The following is an 18,008-nucleotide window of genomic DNA, read 5'->3' on the forward strand; positions in this document are numbered from 1 at the left end:
GTATTTTTCCCCTATTTCAGGGAACATATGTTTTATATCATTGCTCACTTAATAATCTTTTTATAAATATGATTCAACACTGTTTATTTATATTAATTCTAAATAGCCTTTGTTATGAAAAGCTACTTGTCACTAAGAAAGAAAACTTATATCATCTTTGCTGAATACTTCCAATTCTACAACTACTGCTCTTTACCACTCCTGTTCTTCAAATTTGTAATTTTCTAATTTACACCGTTACTATTACCTTAGGCAACCACTACTATAAGGTTTATCTGTAAGATCTACACTTATATATATATGTAGCTAGATTAGCAGCACCTGCCTACGCGAACGCTTTATGCACTGCCGATCTTGCCTACTGCTGAACTTAGTGACTATCTTTATCTTAAATAAAAAAGCATTTGCAATCCAAAAATATTAGCTGTAAATTTGCAGGCTAAATTCAAAAAATTCTCATACACAAATGGAATTAAAAAATTACGAAACGATCTTCATCCTGACCCCGTTGCTGAACGAGGTACAGATGCAAGAAACGGTCGAGAAGTTCAGACAGGTGCTTAAGGAAAATAGCGCCGAAATTATCCACGAAGAGAACTGGGGTCTGCGTAAACTGGCTTATCCAATCCAGAAAAAATCAACAGGCTTCTATCACCTCATCGAGTTTGCTGCTCCTACTACAGTTGTAGACGCACTTGAGCTGGCTTATCGCCGTGATGAAAAAGTTGTTCGCTTCCTGACTACTGCCCTTGATAAGCATGCACTTGCTTACAATGAGCGCAGAAGAAAAGGCGAATTTAAGTCACAAGCTAAAAAAGAGGAGGTTAAAGCATCATGAGCTTAGTTAACGAGAAAGTACACAAGCAGGAAAACCGTCAGAAATACTGCCGATTCAAAAAAAGCGGTATTAAATACATTGATTACAAAGACGGTAACTTCTTACTGAAGTTTGTAAACGAGCAAGGCAAAATCCTTCCTAGAAGATTAACAGGTACAAGCCTGAAATTCCAGCGCAAAGTATCTCAGGCGGTTGCAAGAGCAAGACACCTTGCTATTTTGCCTTATGTAACTGATTCTTTAAAATAAGGAGGGACTGACCAATGGAAATTATATTAAAAGATGACGTGAAAGGCGTAGGCTTCAAGAACGATATCGTGACTGTGAAGCCTGGTTTTGGCCGTAACTACCTGATCCCACAAGGACTGGCTGTTCTGGCTAACAAGTCTAACAAAAAAGTAGTAGCTGAAAACATCCGTCAGGCTGCACACAAAGCTGATAAAATCAAGAACGACGCGCAGGATCTGGCTAACAGCATCGGCGAAATTATACTTGAGATACCAGCAAAAGTAGGTGAAACCGGTAAAATCTTCGGTTCTGTTACTACACTGCAGCTTTCTGACGCACTGAAAGCAAAAGGCTTTGATGTAGACCGTAAGCGTATTTCTTTCGACCAGGAAGTGAAAACTGCCGGCGAATATACTGCTTCACTTATTCTGCACAAAGAAGTTAAGCACCAGGTACGTTTTAACGTAGTGGCTGCTTAGGTATAGCAATTGCTCTTATGAAAGCGTCCTGCCCAACCGGTAGGACGCTTTTTTTTGCCCAACCACTATTGTGCTCTTTACCCAAAATAAAACAAAAGGGCACCGGAAGGCCTTTTTCATTAGCATAATTCAATTGTTGCCTGAGTAAACGATTAATTACTAGATGGTTAAACTTCTTAATGGTTGTATTTAGAGATACTTTTCATCTTGAGCTCTTCACTCATAACTTCTTTATCTTAACTATGGCCTACTATCTGAACTCTATGAAAAGCCTCCGGAAGGGCATTTCTATTAGAATAATTGCCGTTGCCTGCTTTCCCAGATTGTAGTATATTTGAAATTAAGCGACAATCGTACATTTACACACATCTAACCTTTGAAAAACTACACATGCGAAAAAAAATTGTTCATTATGGCGCATTGCTTGCAGTACCCGCCTTCACCATTTTTGCTACAACTAATTGCGTGAACAAGAAAGCACAATCTAATACAGAAACAAATGCTACGGCTTTAACAGATGCTCCGGCTCAAGCGCCGCAAAACCCCTTAGTAGCCAATTGGACTGGTCCTTATGGCGGTGTACCTCCCTTCGACCAAGTGCAGGTTAATCAGTTTAAACCAGCTCTGGAAGCAGCTATGGCTGAGAACCTGGCCGAAATTGACAAAATAGCCTCAGACCCTGCCGCTCCTACATTTGAAAACACCATTACAGCCCTGGAACGAGCAGGCCAGGCCATGAACCGTGTACGCACCATTTACGGCATCTGGAGCTCTAACATGAACAACCCGGAGTTTCAGGTAATAGAGCGGGAAATGGCACCGAAGCTTTCTGCCTACTCCGACAAGATTACGCAGAATGAAGCTTTGTTTAAGCGCATTGAGGCAGTATACAACGCTCCAGAAAAGGCGCAGCTAACTGCAGAACAGCAGCGGCTCATCTTAAACTACTATAATAACTTTGTTAGGTCCGGTGCTCGCCTTGATTCTAAGGCAAAAGAGCGCTTGTCAGCCATTAACCAGGAGCTGGCAGGCCTTTTCACCAACTTCAGCCAAAACGTGCTGGCCGACGAAACAGATTATGTGCTGGAGCTACAGAACGAGGCCGACCTGGCCGGACTACCTGCCTCTTTGCGCGAAGCGGCTGCAGGCGCTGCCAAAACCAAAAACAGCAAAGCACCATACGTTATTACCAACACCCGCTCCTCTATAGACCCCTTCCTGACTTATTCCGATCGCCGGGAGCTTCGTGAAAAGGCTTGGAAAATGTTTGTAAACAGAGGCGACAATGGTGGCAAACACGACAACAATGCCATTATTAGCGAAATTCTGCAGCTAAGAGCAGAGCGGGCTAAATTACTTGGCTACCAAACCCACGCCCACTGGCGCCTTGAAAACACCATGGCCAAAACGCCTGAACGTGCTGTGGAGTTGATGGAAGCTGTCTGGACACCTGCCATTACCCGCGTACGTGAAGAAGTGGCCGATATGCAGGCACTGGCGAAAAAAGAAGGGGCCAACATCAAAATTGAACCTTGGGACTACCGCTACTATGCCGAGAAAGTAAGAAAAGCCCGGTACGACCTCGATCAGAACGAAGTAAAAGAATACCTACAGCTCGAAAAACTACGTGAAGGCATGTTCTGGGTAGCTGGCGAGCTTTTCGACTTCAACTTTACCCCGGTAAACAACGTGCCAGTTTATCATGAAGATGTTCGTGTTTGGGAAGTGAAGAATAAAACCACCGGGCAACACATAGGCCTTTGGTACTTCGACCCCTATGCCCGTACCGGCAAGCGCTCCGGTGCCTGGATGAATGCCTACCGTCGTCAGGATAAACTGGAGGGAAACACAACAACTATTGTATCGAACAATTCCAACTTTGTAAAAGGCAAAGATGGCGAGCCTGTTCTCATTTCCTGGGACGATGCCAATACGTTGTTTCACGAATTTGGCCATGCATTGCACGGATTATCCTCTAATGTAACCTACCCTTCCTTATCAGGCACAGCCGTGGTGCGCGATTACGTGGAGTTCCCATCGCAATTGCTGGAGCACTGGCTTTCTACGCCGGAGGTGCTACAGCGCTTTGCGGTGCACTACCAAACAGGTAAGCCAATTCCGCAACACCTTGTAGACCGCATAGAAAAAGCCTCTACCTTTAACGAAGGATTCGAGACTACTGAATATCTGTCGAGTGCCCTTATCGACATGAAACTGCATTTGGCTGGAGACCAGAAAATAGATGCAGATGCCTTTGAACGCGAAACACTTGCTGCCCTTGGCATGCCTTCGGAGCTCGTGATGCGCCACCGCACGCCACAGTTTATGCACATTTTCTCCAGCGATGGCTACTCTGCAGGTTACTACAGCTACCTCTGGTCTGATGTACTCACTGCAGATGCTTATGGCGCCTTTACGGAAGGCAGTGGCCCTTACGACAAGGAAGTAGCCAAACGCCTGCACCAGCACGTTTTCTCAGTAGGTAACACCATAGATCCGGCAGAGGGCTACAAAGCATTCCGTGGTCGCGACCCTAAGGTAGAAGCTCTGATGCGCAAGCGTGGTTTCCCGGTAAAAGAAGCAGCAGGCGCTAAAAAAGCACCTGCCAAGTCAAAAACCAAATCTAAGTAATTAAACACAAGTACTTAAAAACAGCTCAGGCAAGCCAAACAACAGGCGGGCCTGAGCTGTTTTTTTCTACCGGAGGAAGAGCAATAAGGCATTCCCATTGACTTATTCGTATAGTAAACACCAAAGCAGCATCTGCTGATGTTTTTTTCTTATGATACTACGCACTGAAGTACCTGTTAAACCATCACAGCTCCATCTGCCCCTACAGGCCCAGGTGGTTACGGTTGGCTCTTGTTTTGCCGAAGTTATCGGCAATAAACTCCACGAAAACAAAGTAGCGTCTTTAGTCAACCCCTTTGGTACCATCTTCAATCCTTTATCGGCGTGTCTGCTGCTGGAGATAGCCTGTGGCAAGCCCTACGATTTTGAGCAGCACCTGGTACAGAACAACGGGATCTGGTACGCTTACGACCTCCATTCTTCCCTCTCCTCCCCTTCTAAAACCGAACTGCTGCAAACTATTACCCGGCAAATCCAGCAAACAAAAGAGCAGCTACAGAAGGCTTCCTTGCTTATTATGACTTGGGGCACAGCCGTTAGCTACCGGCTTGCCAGCACCGGCACCGTAGTGGCCAACTGCCATAAGCTGCCATCTAAACAGTTTAGCCGCGTGCTCCTTACCTGCCAGGAAATTACAACAGCCTTTGCCCAGATGTACACACGCCTTCAACAGCTGAACCCAGACCTGCAGGTGCTCCTAACGGTGAGCCCGGTACGGCATGTGAAAGAAACACTGGAGATAAACAGCGTAAGCAAGGCTATCTTACGCGTAGCCACACACCAGGTAGCGGAGGAACACGAGCAGGTGCATTACTTCCCGGCTTATGAAATCATGATGGATGACCTACGGGATTACAGGTTCTACAAATCCGATATGCTTCACCCCACCGAGCTTGCCGAAGACTATATCTGGCAAAAGTTTGTAGGAGCTTACTTTGACCAGGAGTTTCAGACATTTCTGCCGGAGTGGCAAAAGCTGAAGCGGGCTGTAGCCCATAAGCCTTTTCACCCGGAATCTGCCGCACATCAGCAGTTTCTCCGCAGCACCATACAACAACTAAAGCAACTTGAACAGCAATACAGCATCTCCTGCGAAGAGGAAACCAGGCAGCTTCAGGCACAGCTGGTTTAAAGACAGTGGTCACTATTGCCCAAGCCTTACAGCTTCCGAGCATCAATTGTGCACCTCAATTTTCTACTTTTACCCTTCAAGCCCGTACAAAACAGAACCCAAAACGCACACAAACCAAAGCTATGTCAGACGGAAAGAAAGCGAACAGACTCATTTATCAAAGCAGCCCTTACTTGTTGCAGCATGCCTACAATCCTGTAGACTGGCATCCCTGGAGCGAAGAAACGCTGCAAAAAGCCCAAGCCGAGGATAAACCCATTATTGTCAGCATCGGCTACGCCGCCTGCCACTGGTGCCATGTGATGGAGCATCAGTCGTTTGAAAATGAGCAGATTGCTGAAGTAATGAACACCCACTTTGTGTGCATAAAAGTAGACCGGGAAGAACGGCCCGATGTGGATGCCATTTACATGGATGCCCTGCAAGCTATGGGGGTACAAGGCGGTTGGCCATTAAACGTGTTCCTGAACCCCGATGCTAAACCCTTTTATGGCGGCACTTACTTTCCGCCAAAGCAATGGCTGGGGCTGTTGCAAAACGTGGCAGACGCCTACCAAAAAAGCCGACAGGAACTGGATAAGTCGGCGGATCAGTTTGCGCAGCATCTTAATACCAGCGAACTGACAAAATACGGTCTTAGTGGCAGCAACTTTCATGTGCGGGAGGAGGATTTCAGGCTGATCGGCTACAACCTAAGCACCCGCTTCGACAAAAAACTTGGCGGCCTGGGGCAGGCGCCTAAATTCCCAATGCCGAGCAATTACCTGTTTCTGCTACGCTACTACAGCCACTCCCAAGATCAAAGCGCCCTGAACCAGTTAAACCTTACCCTCCGCGAGATGGCCTACGGTGGTATTTACGATCAGATTGGCGGCGGCTTTGCCCGCTATTCCGTGGATGCCGAATGGCTCGTGCCCCACTTCGAAAAAATGCTTTACGACAATGGCCAGTTGGTAAGCCTCTACGCAGAAGCTTACCAGGCAACGAAAGAGCCTCTTTATAAGCAAGTCGTAATGGATACGGTAGCTTTTGTGGAGCGGGAACTGATGAACCCGGAGGGGGGATTTTACTCTTCGTTGGATGCTGACAGCGAGGGAGAAGAAGGCAAATTCTATACTTTCACCAAAGAAGAGCTGCAGGAGGTATTGGGAGAAGAGGAACCTCTATTTTCGAAATACTACCATGTAACTGCCGCTGGCAATTTTGAGCATGGCCGCAACATCCTGCACCGCCGCATTAGCGACGAAAAATTTGCACAGGAAAACCAACTGGCGCTGGAAGTGCTGCAAGAAATGAAAACCGGCTGGAAAGAGAAAATAATGGAAGTACGGGAATCACGTATCCGCCCTGGCCTCGACGACAAAATTCTTCTCTCCTGGAACGCCCTTATGCTGAAAGGGCTGGCAGATGCCTACTATGTTTTCGGGGAGAAGGAACTACTGGCACTGGCGCTGCAGAATGCGAACTTCCTGCTTAAGAATATGTTGAAAGACGGTAAGCTCTACCACAATTACAAAGCAGGTAAAGCTACTATAAATGGCTTTCTGGAAGATTACGCCCTGTTGATCCAGGCCTTGATCAGGGTGTATGAGATTACGTTTGATGAGAAGTGGCTGCAGCAGGCAAAAAGCCTGACCAATTACACACTGGCCCACTTCTATGACGAGCAGGAGCAGCTGTTCTTCTTCACCGACAACAGCTCTGAAAAACTAATCGCCCGCAAAAAGGAAATTATGGACAATGTGGTACCGTCTTCCAACTCCGTGATGGCTACTAACCTGCATTTCCTGGGGCTCTACTTTGATGAAGAACACTACCAGCAGCTATCCAACAACATGCTCAGCAAGGTAAAGGATCTGGTGATAAAAGAGCCATCGTACATGAGCAACTGGGCCAGCCTTTATTTCTACAAATTAAAGCCTACCGCCGAAGTAGCTATAGTAGGAGCCAAAGCAGCTGCCAAGCGTGCCGAACTAAGCCTTTTCTTCCTTCCGAACATGCTGCTGCTTGGCACACAGAATCAAAGTACACTGGCCCTGCTCCAAGACAAGATATCGATAAACGGCGACACCACCATCTACGTGTGTTACAACAAAACTTGTCAGCTACCTGTGCACACCGTAGCAGAGGCGCTGGAGCAGCTCAAAAATAAAAAACAGGACACAAACAAATTTCCGGAGTTGTAAGATCTTTAAGGAATGTATAATCGGAGGCAGCAGAAGCGCCTAAGGCCTGTTTTTATTAGAAAAACCAGCTTTTTGGCACGCCTTATATGCCACCTCCAAAAGCTCTGCCCCCGAACTGGGTTATATTCTTCTTACCTAAGAGTTCAGCAGCTATCAATATGCCTGCTGCACTGCCTTCCTCCGGAAAAGGTTTTTAATGTTCTTCCTGTTTTGCACCAACAACACTGCCAGCAGCCCAACTACAACAATTCCATTTAACAGTTGAGCGCGGTCGGCTACAAGATGGAACGTTAAAATACCTAAGGCAATCGGTGTAAGGAGCAGCAGGGCCAAAGGCACCAGCCGGTTGGAGAGCAGTAACAAACCGGCTGTCGTTTCAGCAAGTTTAAGCGGAATAAAAATAATGGCAGTGTTTACCAATTGCTGCATCAGGGGCACGTGCAGGGAAGTAGGTCCAACAGGCTCAAAACCAATTACCAGAACGAGGCCATTTAGTCCTGCAAAAGTAAAAATGGTGCCTAACAGGAGGCGAGCAACGGTACTAACAATTTGTTTTTTCATAGTAGCGTAGATTTTTTGCCTTAAGACAAAACCTCCGCGCTTTTGTGACAGCTCCGAAACTAAATTTTAAAGAAATTTCTGCAGATGCTGTATCTTCTCCGGGTTCCGTACAAAATACATATGGCTGATGCCCGATTCATCTGCCTCTAGCACCGCCACCGTGTCCGGCCCCCCGTTGATAAAGACAACAGCTGCAGGAGAATTATTGAGGTACACAAACCGAAACGTTGCCCGCACACCGTTTTTGCTGTAAATACCCTGTAGAAATTTAGAAGCATTTGTTTTGCCATGTATGTTGTTGACTGCAGCTGGCACCTTGCCACCACCATCAGAGTACAATACAATATCTTCTTTTAGCTGCCCGATCAACAACGAGAGATTGCCCGTAGTGCATGCCTCTTCGAAGAGCATCAGCATTTTATGCTTTTGCTGTGACTCCACCTCAAAGCGCTTCCGCTTGTGCAGCCTCGCTTTTGCGCGGTGATACAACTGCCGGCAATGGTCTTCCTGCAGCTCAAAATTTTCAGCCAGCTCCTTGTAGGACAATCCGAAACTCTCCCGCAGCAGGTACACTGCCCGTTCTAACGGCGACAGGTTCTCCAGTAGCAGTAGGAAGCCATATTGCAGCTCCTCATCCTCCTGCGGCAGAAGTTCCGGTTCCTCGGTAGGCACCGGTTCCGGCAGCCACAGTCCAAAGTACTTTTCCCGCTCCTGTTGCTTCCTCTTGATAAAATTAATGCAAGTGTTAGCCACTGCTTTGGCGAGGTACGCTTTCTGGCTGCTCACCGGTTGCGCCACCTGCAGCCACTTTACCAGCACGTCCTGCAGAATGTCTTCGCTGTCCTGCACAGTACCCGTCATTTTGTAGGCAATGCTAAAGAGCAGCGGGCGGAGCGCGTAAAATCCTTCTTCTTTTGGCATAGAATCGTTAAAGGTTGGCCTATAGTTAAATATTGAGCAGTTCTAAGAGAAAATCAACAGGAAACCTGAATTAATTAAATCAAAAAGTCCCTCCGGATCACACTGCTCCTGCTGATGCAGTTGCTCCTGCTAACAACAATCAGCTTATAGCTTTTAACAAATTTTTCCGACCTTTGCTTATTGTCATTAACCTTTTGCAGCACCCTTGTCAGAACTACTGAATTTTAATTTCCCGACGGAACCAGCCGAAGACCGTGTTACACTTTTTGCTGATGTAATACTGCCTCTACCGCTGCCCAAGCTCTACACCTACCGCATCCCCTTCGAAATGAACGACGAGGTGCTGGTGGGCGTGCGGGTTATTGTTCAGTTTGGAGCTAAAAAAATACTTAGCTGCATTGTGGCCGATATCCACGAAAACGCCCCCGCCGATTACCAGGCCAAGTACGTGCTCGATGTGCTTGATGATAAGCCCATTGTAACGGCACCGCAGCTGAAGCTGTTTAAGTGGATTGCCGACTACTACATGTGCACACTGGGCGAGGTAATAAACGCAGCGTTGCCATCGGCCCTGAAGCTCAGCAGCGAGTCGCGGTTGCAACTGCACCCGAGCTACGAACCCGAAGAAGATGACATTCCGCTGGCAACACAGGAGGTAAAAATTATCTATGCACTACAGCAAAATCAGGCCCTAACGTTTACTGATGTAGGCAATCTGCTGCAGCTTAAGAACTACCACAAATACATTAAATCGCTGATCCAGAAAGAAGCCATTATTATTTTTGAGCAGGTAAGCGATAAATATTCGCCTAAGGTGGTGAAGAAGGTGCGGCTCTCAGAACATTTTGTGCAGGACCAGGCCATGCTGGAGGAGCTTTTTGCACAGCTCACCCCCAAACCCAAGCAACTCGACATTCTCCTGAACTACCTGCAAAAGGTACCAGTGCACCAGGATGTAAACCTTAACATCAGGGGCCTGGAAAAAAGTGTGCTTACCGGCAATCCGCACCTCTCGCAATCGGCTATTACGAGCCTAATACGCAAAGGCGTGCTGGAGCAATTCGACCAGATTGTATCGCGGTTTCCGACAGACTTTGGTGCCATGCAAATGCCAATGGCTTTGTCGGAGCACCAGGAGACAGCACGCGAAGAAATACTGGGCTTGTTTAAAGAGAAAGACACGGTGCTGCTACATGGCGTAACCGGTAGCGGCAAAACCGAAGTATACATCGACCTGATAAAGCACGCCCTAGAAGGTGGCGGACAAGTGCTTTACCTGCTCCCCGAAATTGCCCTCACGGCCCAAATTGTAACGCGCCTGATGAAAGTGTTCGGTGACCAGTTAGGCGTGTACCATTCCAAATTCTCTGACAATGAGCGGGCAGAGGTGTGGCAAGGCATTTTGTCGGGTAAGTTTCAGGTGGTGGTAGGCGTGCGTTCCTCTATTTTTCTGCCCTTCCACAACCTCTCGCTGGTTATTATTGATGAGGAGCATGAGCCGTCGTATAAGCAGTACGATCCGGCGCCGCGTTATAATGCTCGCGAAACAGCCCTGATGATGGCGCACCTACAGGGGGCTAAAACCTTGCTAGGCTCTGCCACCCCCTCTGTAGAAACTTACTACAACTGCCAAACTGGCCGCTGGGGCTTGGTGAGCATGACCAAGCGCTTTGGAGAGGCTCAGATGCCGGACATAGAGCTGGTGAACACACGCGATGAGCAGAAGCGTAAGAATATGCACAGCCATTTCTCTGCCAAGCTCCTTGGCGAGATAGAGGCACGGCTGCACCGGCACGAGCAGGTGATCCTGTTCCAGAACCGCCGGGGTTATGCGCCTTTTATTGCCTGCGACGAGTGCTCCTGGATTCCAAAGTGCAAGCACTGCGCTGTGAGCCTCTCCTACCACAAGTTTAACCAGGAGCTGCGCTGCCACTACTGCGGCTACCACGAGCGTATGCCCTCCGACTGCCCCGCCTGCGGTGCCACCACCCTCAAAAGCATGGGTTTCGGTACCGAAAAGGTAGAAGACGAACTGAAACTGATGCTGCCCAACGCCGAGGTGCAGCGTATGGACCTGGACACGACCAAGAAGAAGAACAGTTATCAACAAATAATTGCCGATTTTGAGAGCGGCCGCACCAATGTGCTGGTGGGCACGCAAATGGTGACCAAAGGCCTCGATTTTGAGAACGTAAGCCTGGTGGGCATCCTCAATGCCGATACCATCATTAACTTCCCCGACTTTCGGGCGCACGAGCGGGCGTACCAATTGTTTGTGCAGGTAAGCGGCCGGGCCGGCCGAAAAGGCAAACACGGTACCGTTATTATTCAGACGCGCGACCCAATGCAGTCTATCTTCCGGAAGGTGCGCAACAACGACTATCAGGCCCTGTACGAGCATGAGATAGAGGAGCGAATGCGCTTTAACTTTCCGCCTTTTGTGCGCATGATTAAAATAACGGTGAAGCATGAAGACGAGCGAGTGGCAGAGAATGCCGCCATTGTGCTGGCAAAAGACCTAACCGACAAACTTAGCAAGGAACAGGTGCTAGGGCCGGAGGTGCCTTATATTTTCAAAATAAGGAACCTCTTTCTGCAGGAGATCCACATTAAGCTGCCCCGCCAGAGCAGCCAGCTCAGCAGTTCTAAACGCATGATTGCTGAAACCATTCACCAGCTCAAGCTCCTCCCCGATTTTAAAGGGCTGCGCGTGGTGGTAGATGTAGACCCGGCGTAGGTGTGTGCTGAATTAAAAGCTTTAATCTTTTTGATATTTAACAAGTCTAAAAGGTTATCAACTTATTGTGCGGCAACTATTATAAGGAGGCACGAGTTACAAACTCGCGCCAGTGGGAGTACCAGTTCCTCCTTTAAAGTGAGTGGGAATAGAATTTGCAGTTGTCACCAGCAACACCTGCTGGTGACAATGGGTAGCGTTAGCTTTATATCTTTTCTAACTCTGCCAAAGATGCAATCAATATAGGAAGGAAGTCTTCTAACTTCTTATACTTTGAGCGATTGCTTTCATACTGCTTAAGTTGATTAATAAAATGAGGTAAATACATCCAGTCTCTATAAGCTTCCTGTAAATTCCTGCTTTCCTCCTTTTGCCCCATTGCTAAAGCTATTCTGATTTCTCCAGCACGCACTAAATGTTCATTGAATATGGTTAGCCAATCTGAATATTGACCTTGGCCCGGAATGGGCTGATACAAGCTTTTATAGGCATCAATCATCTCTGCAAAGCGGGCTTGAGTAGTAATAGGATTGACAAAGGAATGACCGAACTCATGTACAGATAGGTTTCGGATTTCTTCTGCATTGTTGTACCCAGCAGTTAAGACGCTATCCCCTTTGTCGATACTCTGCTCTTGAAGTGGGGCAGAGATATTGAAGATTTGCGTTTTCCCTCTATCCTGAATCTGCCAGGATAGTCCCCAGCCTGATTTGAAAGTTGGCATCACCACAATGTGGTATTTGTCTTTTGTTGCGCCATAGTACGATTCCAGCGAAGAAATAAAGGTATCTCCAGGTAGATTTTGTTTTACCTCCTGGACAGCTAATTGGTGCAGTGCTTTGCTTTGAGAGTAGTACTCTTCAAAATCAGCATCATGGTAAAACTGTGCTACTTTATTAAAATACTCCTTCACTATAAGGTTAGCGGTGTCTGGGTTAGTGTGGATCTCCTGCAGTATTAGCTCCGAGATAGGTAGCTTCTGCTTTACTAGTGGAAGCTCCTCGTAATATAGTCCCAACAGGTAAACTCCAGTGCCAATCCTTTTCGACATTTGCTTAGTGGCAACTACAGCTGGATGTTCGCTAAATGGTTTGAAATGTTCATAATTCAGCCGCATTACACGGGTTGTGTTGTAGAAATAAGGATCGTCGGTAGAGTCTTTTAAGAATGAGGTGGAGATTTGGTTATTCAGGGTGCTAAGCAGCTGAACATTTTTATTTACTTCTACTATAATTTCTTTTTCCTGAGCTGTAACCAACAAGCTGCTCCTTAATAAGAAACAAACAACTACAACAATGAATCTTCTCATTTTTGATCTAATCCTATCCTAAAAAATTATGTCAATCTAAACGTGTATGGTTAATTATACTACATTGCCTTAAGCTATACTTACTACCAATTTATGTCCGCTACCGAACACTTGGCTGTACATCAACGGACAACCATCTACTACAAAAGCAAAAACAACCATACAGAAAGCTCAAAATGAGCATCTTACAAATTTGGCATGGTGCATGCTATAAGGAAATCAGGAATAATTAGAAATAATTTTCGGATCAGAAGCAACCATGCTCACGCTTTTAACATCTATAAGGCATAAGTAAACAAAAGAATCTAAAATTATTAAAACTATGAAAATGCTGTTCTTCATTCTGCTCCTCTTCCTGGTAATGCTTGGCGTTCTGGAAAAATTTTCTGATACCAAAAAGGTGGTGATGCAAGGAAGCGAGATCGCATTAAGCTCGCTCCGCATCATCTGAAAAAAACATAGCCGTTGTCAACAACTACCTGGCTTTTAACTTAGCAACGTTACTAGCCAACTACTACACAAATTAAAACTAGATTATAAAAGTACTTTTTGCCTTTTCTGCCCCTACTACCACCGAAAGGGAGTCTAACGCTCCTTCAACAAAATAAAACTATAATACCATATTAACCGCTCCAAAAAGTAAAACTATGAAAAAAGTAATTGTACTGGCTGCCATGTTTGCCGCCTCTTTCTCGGCCTCTGCCGCTTCTGTTATAGGTGAGGGAACTGCCGCTTCTGCTCCTGATTCTCCGCAAAAATTTTCTCAGCTGCTCGACACAAACTTTATGCGCCTGCTGGAAGTGGAGCTAAAGCCGGGTGACTTTACCACAGTACATGCCAATCCGGAGCATCTGTCGTATGCTGCTACGGCCGGCACTTTATTGGTGACTTCACCTGATGGAAACACACAACTTATTAAAGTAAAACCTGGCGACCAGCTCTGGCTAGGTGTTACCAACTACAAAACTGTAAATGTAGGGAAGTCAGAATTTAAGGCAGTGGTGTATGAAGACAAAGCAAAAGCAGCAGTTCCGGAGCCACAGAAATTTTTTACGCTACTACAGGAGTAAACAAAACTTTTGATACTGCCAAACGTATAAAATAGTACCTTTGGCTAAAAGTTGAGAACCTGAACTTGAGGACGCAAGTCCTTTTAAGTTCAGGTTTTTCTTTGGGCCTGCCTCATCACTCCCAGTAACCTACAGTATCAAATTATTTAAATAAAAAGGCCCTTCCAGAGGCATTTTTAGCTGCTAGTAACTTAGGGTTTAGTATGAATTCAAGCATACTCTGAAGCTGCACTTGGTAAAAATTAAGGCTTTCTGGTTTTGTTAAGGACAACCAGGTACATAATACCGAAACCCAGAAAAGCAATCAGGAAAAAGACATCCATCCAAGTATACTCGCCCTGGGCAATGGTGTAGGCCTTAAGGCCTGCAAATACAAAACAGGCAAATGCCAGGGCTATTCTGAAAAGTTTCTGGTTCTTCATACGCATACTTCCGGAGCTAAGAGTGCCTCAGCCCACTTTATAGTTTTAGACTTTTTAAGTAAATATTGGTTGCTGCAACTTTAACCTATTTGCAGGTACTTCTCCCGAATTATACGCAGGTGATGAATTTCGTGCCCCAGAATAGCGTACCCAATGGCTCTTACTGAAATTTCGTTGTTACTCGCAGTGCCCCTCTGGTTTAGGGCTTCTTCGTTGAGGTTCTTGAAGAGCTCAATGGTAGCCTGTCGTACGGCAGCATACTCGTTTAAGATGGAGGTAATGGTGCGGGAGGCGGCTTTAGACGGCTCCACATAGAGGTCCTGGTCAAAGCCCGCCAGCGGTGTTTTATCCTGCCTCGAAAACCGCAACGCCCTGTAGGCAAAAATACGTTCTGTATCGACTATGTGCAGCAGCACTTCCTTTATGCTCCACTTACCGGGCTGGTACCGCGAATTGAGCTGCGGCTCTTTCAGCTCCAACATAAAATTGATGATGTATTGCTGGCTGGCAGCCAATCCGACCAACAAATCTTCGGCTTTGGCAGCTTCTATATAGCCTCTCAGATATTCAGGATACTCAGTTGGGTCAGGAAATGTAATGTGAGCTTGCATGGCATTTTATTTCTGGAGCCGGAGCCCCTCTTGTAGCACAGTTGCTTTATACTAAGGTAATAGTTGCGGGCCCAAGCAGCAAGTAATTTGAGGTGAGTTTACAGCTGGCCAACCTAAATAGGCTGGCCAACTAATTACCCTGGGCCTAAAAACAAACAAATTGCCTCCGGAAGGAGATTTTTATTAGCAGAATTTACCTGGCACAGCCTACTGCCCTACCAGGAACAAGGCGTTGCTAAAGAGGAGTTTTCCATTCTGCCAGAAGCCTCTGAACAAAGGGTTATCCATCATATACACAACCTGCCCCCTTCCCATTTCCTGCGTACCCATTATCAGCGAGTCTTGCAGTTTTGCTTTGGCTTTTGAGCCCACGAAGCCGGTGGCATAGTTTCCTTTCTTCAGCACGCCCACGTTCCAGCCATCTTTTAAATACTCAAACGTATCAGAGGAGCGCACCAGGGCATAGTAGGTGTCGCCGTAGCCAAAGGCCAGCGGGTGCGTCTTGTCCAGGTCTACCCTGAACACGCTGCCCTGCACTTCTTCTGCCAATGCCTCCCGCTCGCGATTGCCATACAGGCGCAGGTGCTGGTAAGGGTCTTTGGCTTCTTTTTTCTCTTTTGCTTCTGCGCTAGCCTCTTCTGTTTCTTTCTTCTTCAGGTTGAAATCTTTTTTACCGGCCAGGTAGGCAGCGGCACCTTCCAGGGCAATGAGCTTGCCGCCATTGCGCACCCAGCTTTTAATTGCCTCCAGCGTTGGCTCCGTTAGCACCCGGCTGTAATTCCCGCCCGGTAAAACAAGCACATCAAACTCGTGGAGCGGCACACTTTGGAAATAAGAGGTGCCAAGCACCGTAACCGGGTAGCCAATCTGCTGCTCAAAAAAGTGCCAGGCCTCCCCAAAAGCGTAAGGCGATACTCCCTCTCCCGACATCATCGCCACGCGCGGCGCCTTCAGATAGCGTACGCTGGTGGAACCGAAATCGGAACCGCTGCTCACAAAGCCGGTGGTGGTGGCACTGAGGCTCACGTGGTGTTTCTGAGCCAGGGCACGCACGATGGCATCAAAATCGCGGGTCGACTGGTTGCCGGTGCGGGTAATAACAAGTGTGCCGGAGCCATATTTTTGGTTGTCGGCTTCGAACTCTTTTTCGGCCATGCGCAATTTTACATTTGCCTGCAGCAGCTCAGCTAAGAACTTTACGTCGCTCAGGCTGCTCCAGCGGGCAAGGTAGGCATAGGGCTTTTCTATGGTTACAGCAGTTGCCTCGGTAGGTGCCACGGTGTCGGCAGCAGGCTCCAGCCGGTTGCGTAGCGCGTAAGCCTGCAAACCAAAGGCATAAGGCAAGGCCCAGGAGGTAATATCGTAGGTAAGGGTGTCTTCTAGTTTAGAGGCTGGCTCAAACAGCACCTTTATCAGTGTAGATTTAGGCTGGTACATGCTGATAACGATATCCTGCTGCCCCACACTTACGTTCTCTTCTTTGCCCGTGGCATAGTTAAAGCCTCTTGCCTTGCTGCTTTTGCCAGCATACCCGTAGCGGATCTGCTGCCGGTCGAGGTACTCGGTAAGGCTGCGCAGGTTACCGGCACTGCCTCCTTCTGTTTTAAATACAAAGGCTTTGTAATCGCCTGCCGGGTTCTTGAGGTTGGCCTCGTAGTATTTCCGGAACTCCTGCTTTAGCTGGTCGGCTCTCTCGGAACCGGCCTGTATGGTGGCAAGGCTGGCGGCATGGTGGTGCGCAATGCGGTCGGTGAGGGCAAGGGTATCGCCATCCTGTTTTTTGTAGGCCAGTCCGGCACGGCCGGAGCCTCCCTGCTCATAGGTCATGCCAATGGCCCCGTTGTAAGTTGGCCAGGTGTCGCCATAGCTGGGATACAGCAGATCAAAGTTCTCGCGGGTAAAATAGAGCCAGCTGTTTTTGTCGAAGTAGGCCCGGTTATAGTCGCCGATGGTGTTCTGGAACTCTCGCTGAAACGGTGTGATGTTCTCATGAAAAGGTTTGGCAGCCGGCGAAAAATAGTAAGGCGACTCCACCCCCATCTCATGAAAGTCGGCGTGCACCTGCGGCAGCCAAACGTTGTAAAGCGCCAGCCGCTGCTGCGACTCTATCTGCGTTTGCCAGGCCCAGTCGCGGTTCAGGTCGAAGTAATAATGGTTGGGTCTGCCGCCCGGCCAGGGCTCGTAATGTTCCCAGGCGTAAGCCGATGGGTTACCTCGCTGGTTCTGTGTTTGCTTGTACCACTGCACATAGCGCTCACGGCCATCGGGGTTTACACAAGGATCTATCAGCAGCACGGTATTCTGCAACCACTGTTTTGTTTGAGCATTATCGGGGTTTACAAGGTCGTAGAGCACCTGCAGCACCGCCTCGCTGGAGACGGACTCGTTGCCATGCACATTGTAGCTGAGCCACACCACGGCCGGCTGGTTTCCCTGCACCGAGCCGGGTAAAATACCTGCTTGCCGAAGGTTGTTTTCGCGGATCTGCTCCAGCCGTTGCAGGTTCTCGTCGTTGGCTACATAAGCCAGCAGCAGGGGCCGGCCTTCGTAAGTTTTGCCGTACTCCTGCACCTTAAGCCGGTTGGGAGCCTGAGCAGCCAGGTAATTCACATAGTCTACCACCTGGGCATGAAAAGAGAACTGCTCGCCCAGTTGGTAGCCAAGAAATTCCGCAGGGGTTTTAATTTTTTGCTGGGCCGCTGCCACCTGTCCGGCAAGCAGCAATACAATAAAAGCGAGAATCCGCTTTAGGTTATAAATCATTGGTGTAAGTAAGATGTGTTTAGTTTCCAAATAAGGTTGGCACTACAATCTGCGGAAAAATGATGAGCTTGACAATAGGTAAGGTAGCTTGTTGTTACAATTATGGGCATAGCTTTAATCG

The 18,008-nt window shown here is 47.6% G+C and carries 15 protein-coding genes; 9 read left to right on the forward strand and 6 right to left on the reverse strand.

Features of this window, described 5'->3' with window-relative positions:
- The first annotated feature begins 466 nt into the window (after window positions 1-466).
- From rpsF to ACMA1I_RS09890, 6 genes are all read left to right on the forward strand, one after another.
- Complete coding sequence (gene rpsF / locus ACMA1I_RS09865; RefSeq protein ID WP_337068150.1) at window positions 467-838, forward strand: 30S ribosomal protein S6; 372 nt, start codon at window positions 467-469, stop codon at window positions 836-838.
- Entirely contained in the window at window positions 835-1,086 is a 252-nt protein-coding gene (rpsR, locus tag ACMA1I_RS09870) for a 30S ribosomal protein S18 (RefSeq protein ID WP_092104663.1), read from the forward strand. Before rpsF ends, rpsR begins: the two co-directional genes overlap by 4 nt.
- Window positions 1,087-1,100: 14 nt before the next feature.
- Window positions 1,101-1,544, forward strand: a complete 444-nt coding sequence (gene rplI, locus ACMA1I_RS09875; RefSeq protein ID WP_337068151.1) for a 50S ribosomal protein L9 — start codon at window positions 1,101-1,103, stop codon at window positions 1,542-1,544.
- 390 nt (window positions 1,545-1,934) lie between these two features.
- Window positions 1,935-4,175 (forward strand): M3 family metallopeptidase, encoded by a 2,241-nt coding sequence (locus ACMA1I_RS09880; protein WP_337068152.1) that lies wholly within the window; start codon window positions 1,935-1,937, stop codon window positions 4,173-4,175.
- Between the two features lie 151 nt (window positions 4,176-4,326).
- Window positions 4,327-5,307, forward strand: a complete 981-nt coding sequence (locus tag ACMA1I_RS09885; protein ID WP_337068153.1) for a GSCFA domain-containing protein — start codon at window positions 4,327-4,329, stop codon at window positions 5,305-5,307.
- A 122-nt stretch (window positions 5,308-5,429) separates the two neighbouring features.
- Window positions 5,430-7,493, forward strand: coding sequence for a thioredoxin domain-containing protein (locus ACMA1I_RS09890; RefSeq protein WP_337068154.1), 2,064 nt, complete (start codon window positions 5,430-5,432; stop codon window positions 7,491-7,493).
- A gap of 153 nt (window positions 7,494-7,646) precedes the next feature.
- Here the strand turns inward: ACMA1I_RS09890 and ACMA1I_RS09895 are convergent, their stop codons facing one another.
- Entirely contained in the window at window positions 7,647-8,054 is a 408-nt protein-coding gene (locus ACMA1I_RS09895; RefSeq protein WP_337068156.1) for a hypothetical protein, read from the reverse strand.
- Window positions 8,055-8,120: 66 nt separating this feature from the next.
- Window positions 8,121-8,975, reverse strand: a complete 855-nt coding sequence (locus ACMA1I_RS09900; RefSeq protein WP_337068157.1) for a sigma-70 family RNA polymerase sigma factor — start codon at window positions 8,973-8,975, stop codon at window positions 8,121-8,123.
- Between the two features lie 205 nt (window positions 8,976-9,180).
- On the opposite strand from ACMA1I_RS09900, the gene priA reads away from it, so the two are divergent.
- A complete protein-coding gene (priA, locus tag ACMA1I_RS09905) occupies window positions 9,181-11,712 on the forward strand; it encodes a primosomal protein N' (RefSeq protein ID WP_337068158.1) in 2,532 nt (843 codons plus the stop codon).
- Between the two features lie 205 nt (window positions 11,713-11,917).
- Here the strand turns inward: priA and ACMA1I_RS09910 are convergent, their stop codons facing one another.
- On the reverse strand, window positions 11,918-13,021 hold the full coding sequence (locus ACMA1I_RS09910) for a DUF4932 domain-containing protein (RefSeq protein ID WP_337068159.1): 1,104 nt from the start codon (window positions 13,019-13,021) through the stop codon (window positions 11,918-11,920).
- A gap of 322 nt (window positions 13,022-13,343) precedes the next feature.
- On the opposite strand from ACMA1I_RS09910, the gene ACMA1I_RS09915 reads away from it, so the two are divergent.
- Together ACMA1I_RS09915 and ACMA1I_RS09920 are read left to right on the forward strand one after the other, a co-directional pair.
- The gene (locus ACMA1I_RS09915; protein WP_337068160.1) at window positions 13,344-13,472 is read left to right on the forward strand and encodes a hypothetical protein; all 129 of its coding nucleotides are present in this window, start codon (window positions 13,344-13,346) and stop codon (window positions 13,470-13,472) included.
- Window positions 13,473-13,668: 196 nt separating this feature from the next.
- Window positions 13,669-14,091 carry a hypothetical protein gene (locus ACMA1I_RS09920; protein WP_337068161.1) on the forward strand — a complete coding sequence of 141 codons (423 nt, stop codon included), beginning with the start codon at window positions 13,669-13,671 and terminating at the stop codon, window positions 14,089-14,091.
- Window positions 14,092-14,333: 242 nt separating this feature from the next.
- Here the strand turns inward: ACMA1I_RS09920 and ACMA1I_RS09925 are convergent, their stop codons facing one another.
- From ACMA1I_RS09925 to ACMA1I_RS09935, 3 genes are all read right to left on the reverse strand, one after another.
- The gene (locus ACMA1I_RS09925) at window positions 14,334-14,513 is read right to left on the reverse strand and encodes a hypothetical protein (protein WP_337068162.1); all 180 of its coding nucleotides are present in this window, start codon (window positions 14,511-14,513) and stop codon (window positions 14,334-14,336) included.
- An 80-nt stretch (window positions 14,514-14,593) separates the two neighbouring features.
- Window positions 14,594-15,124 (reverse strand): DinB family protein, encoded by a 531-nt coding sequence (locus ACMA1I_RS09930; RefSeq protein WP_337068163.1) that lies wholly within the window; start codon window positions 15,122-15,124, stop codon window positions 14,594-14,596.
- A 207-nt stretch (window positions 15,125-15,331) separates the two neighbouring features.
- Window positions 15,332-17,887 (reverse strand): M14 family metallopeptidase, encoded by a 2,556-nt coding sequence (locus ACMA1I_RS09935; RefSeq protein WP_337068164.1) that lies wholly within the window; start codon window positions 17,885-17,887, stop codon window positions 15,332-15,334.
- Between the last annotated feature and the right edge of the window lie 121 nt (window positions 17,888-18,008).

It is taken from the genome of Pontibacter sp. 13R65, assembly GCF_047525655.1.
Lineage (GTDB): Bacteria > Bacteroidota > Bacteroidia > Cytophagales > Hymenobacteraceae > Pontibacter.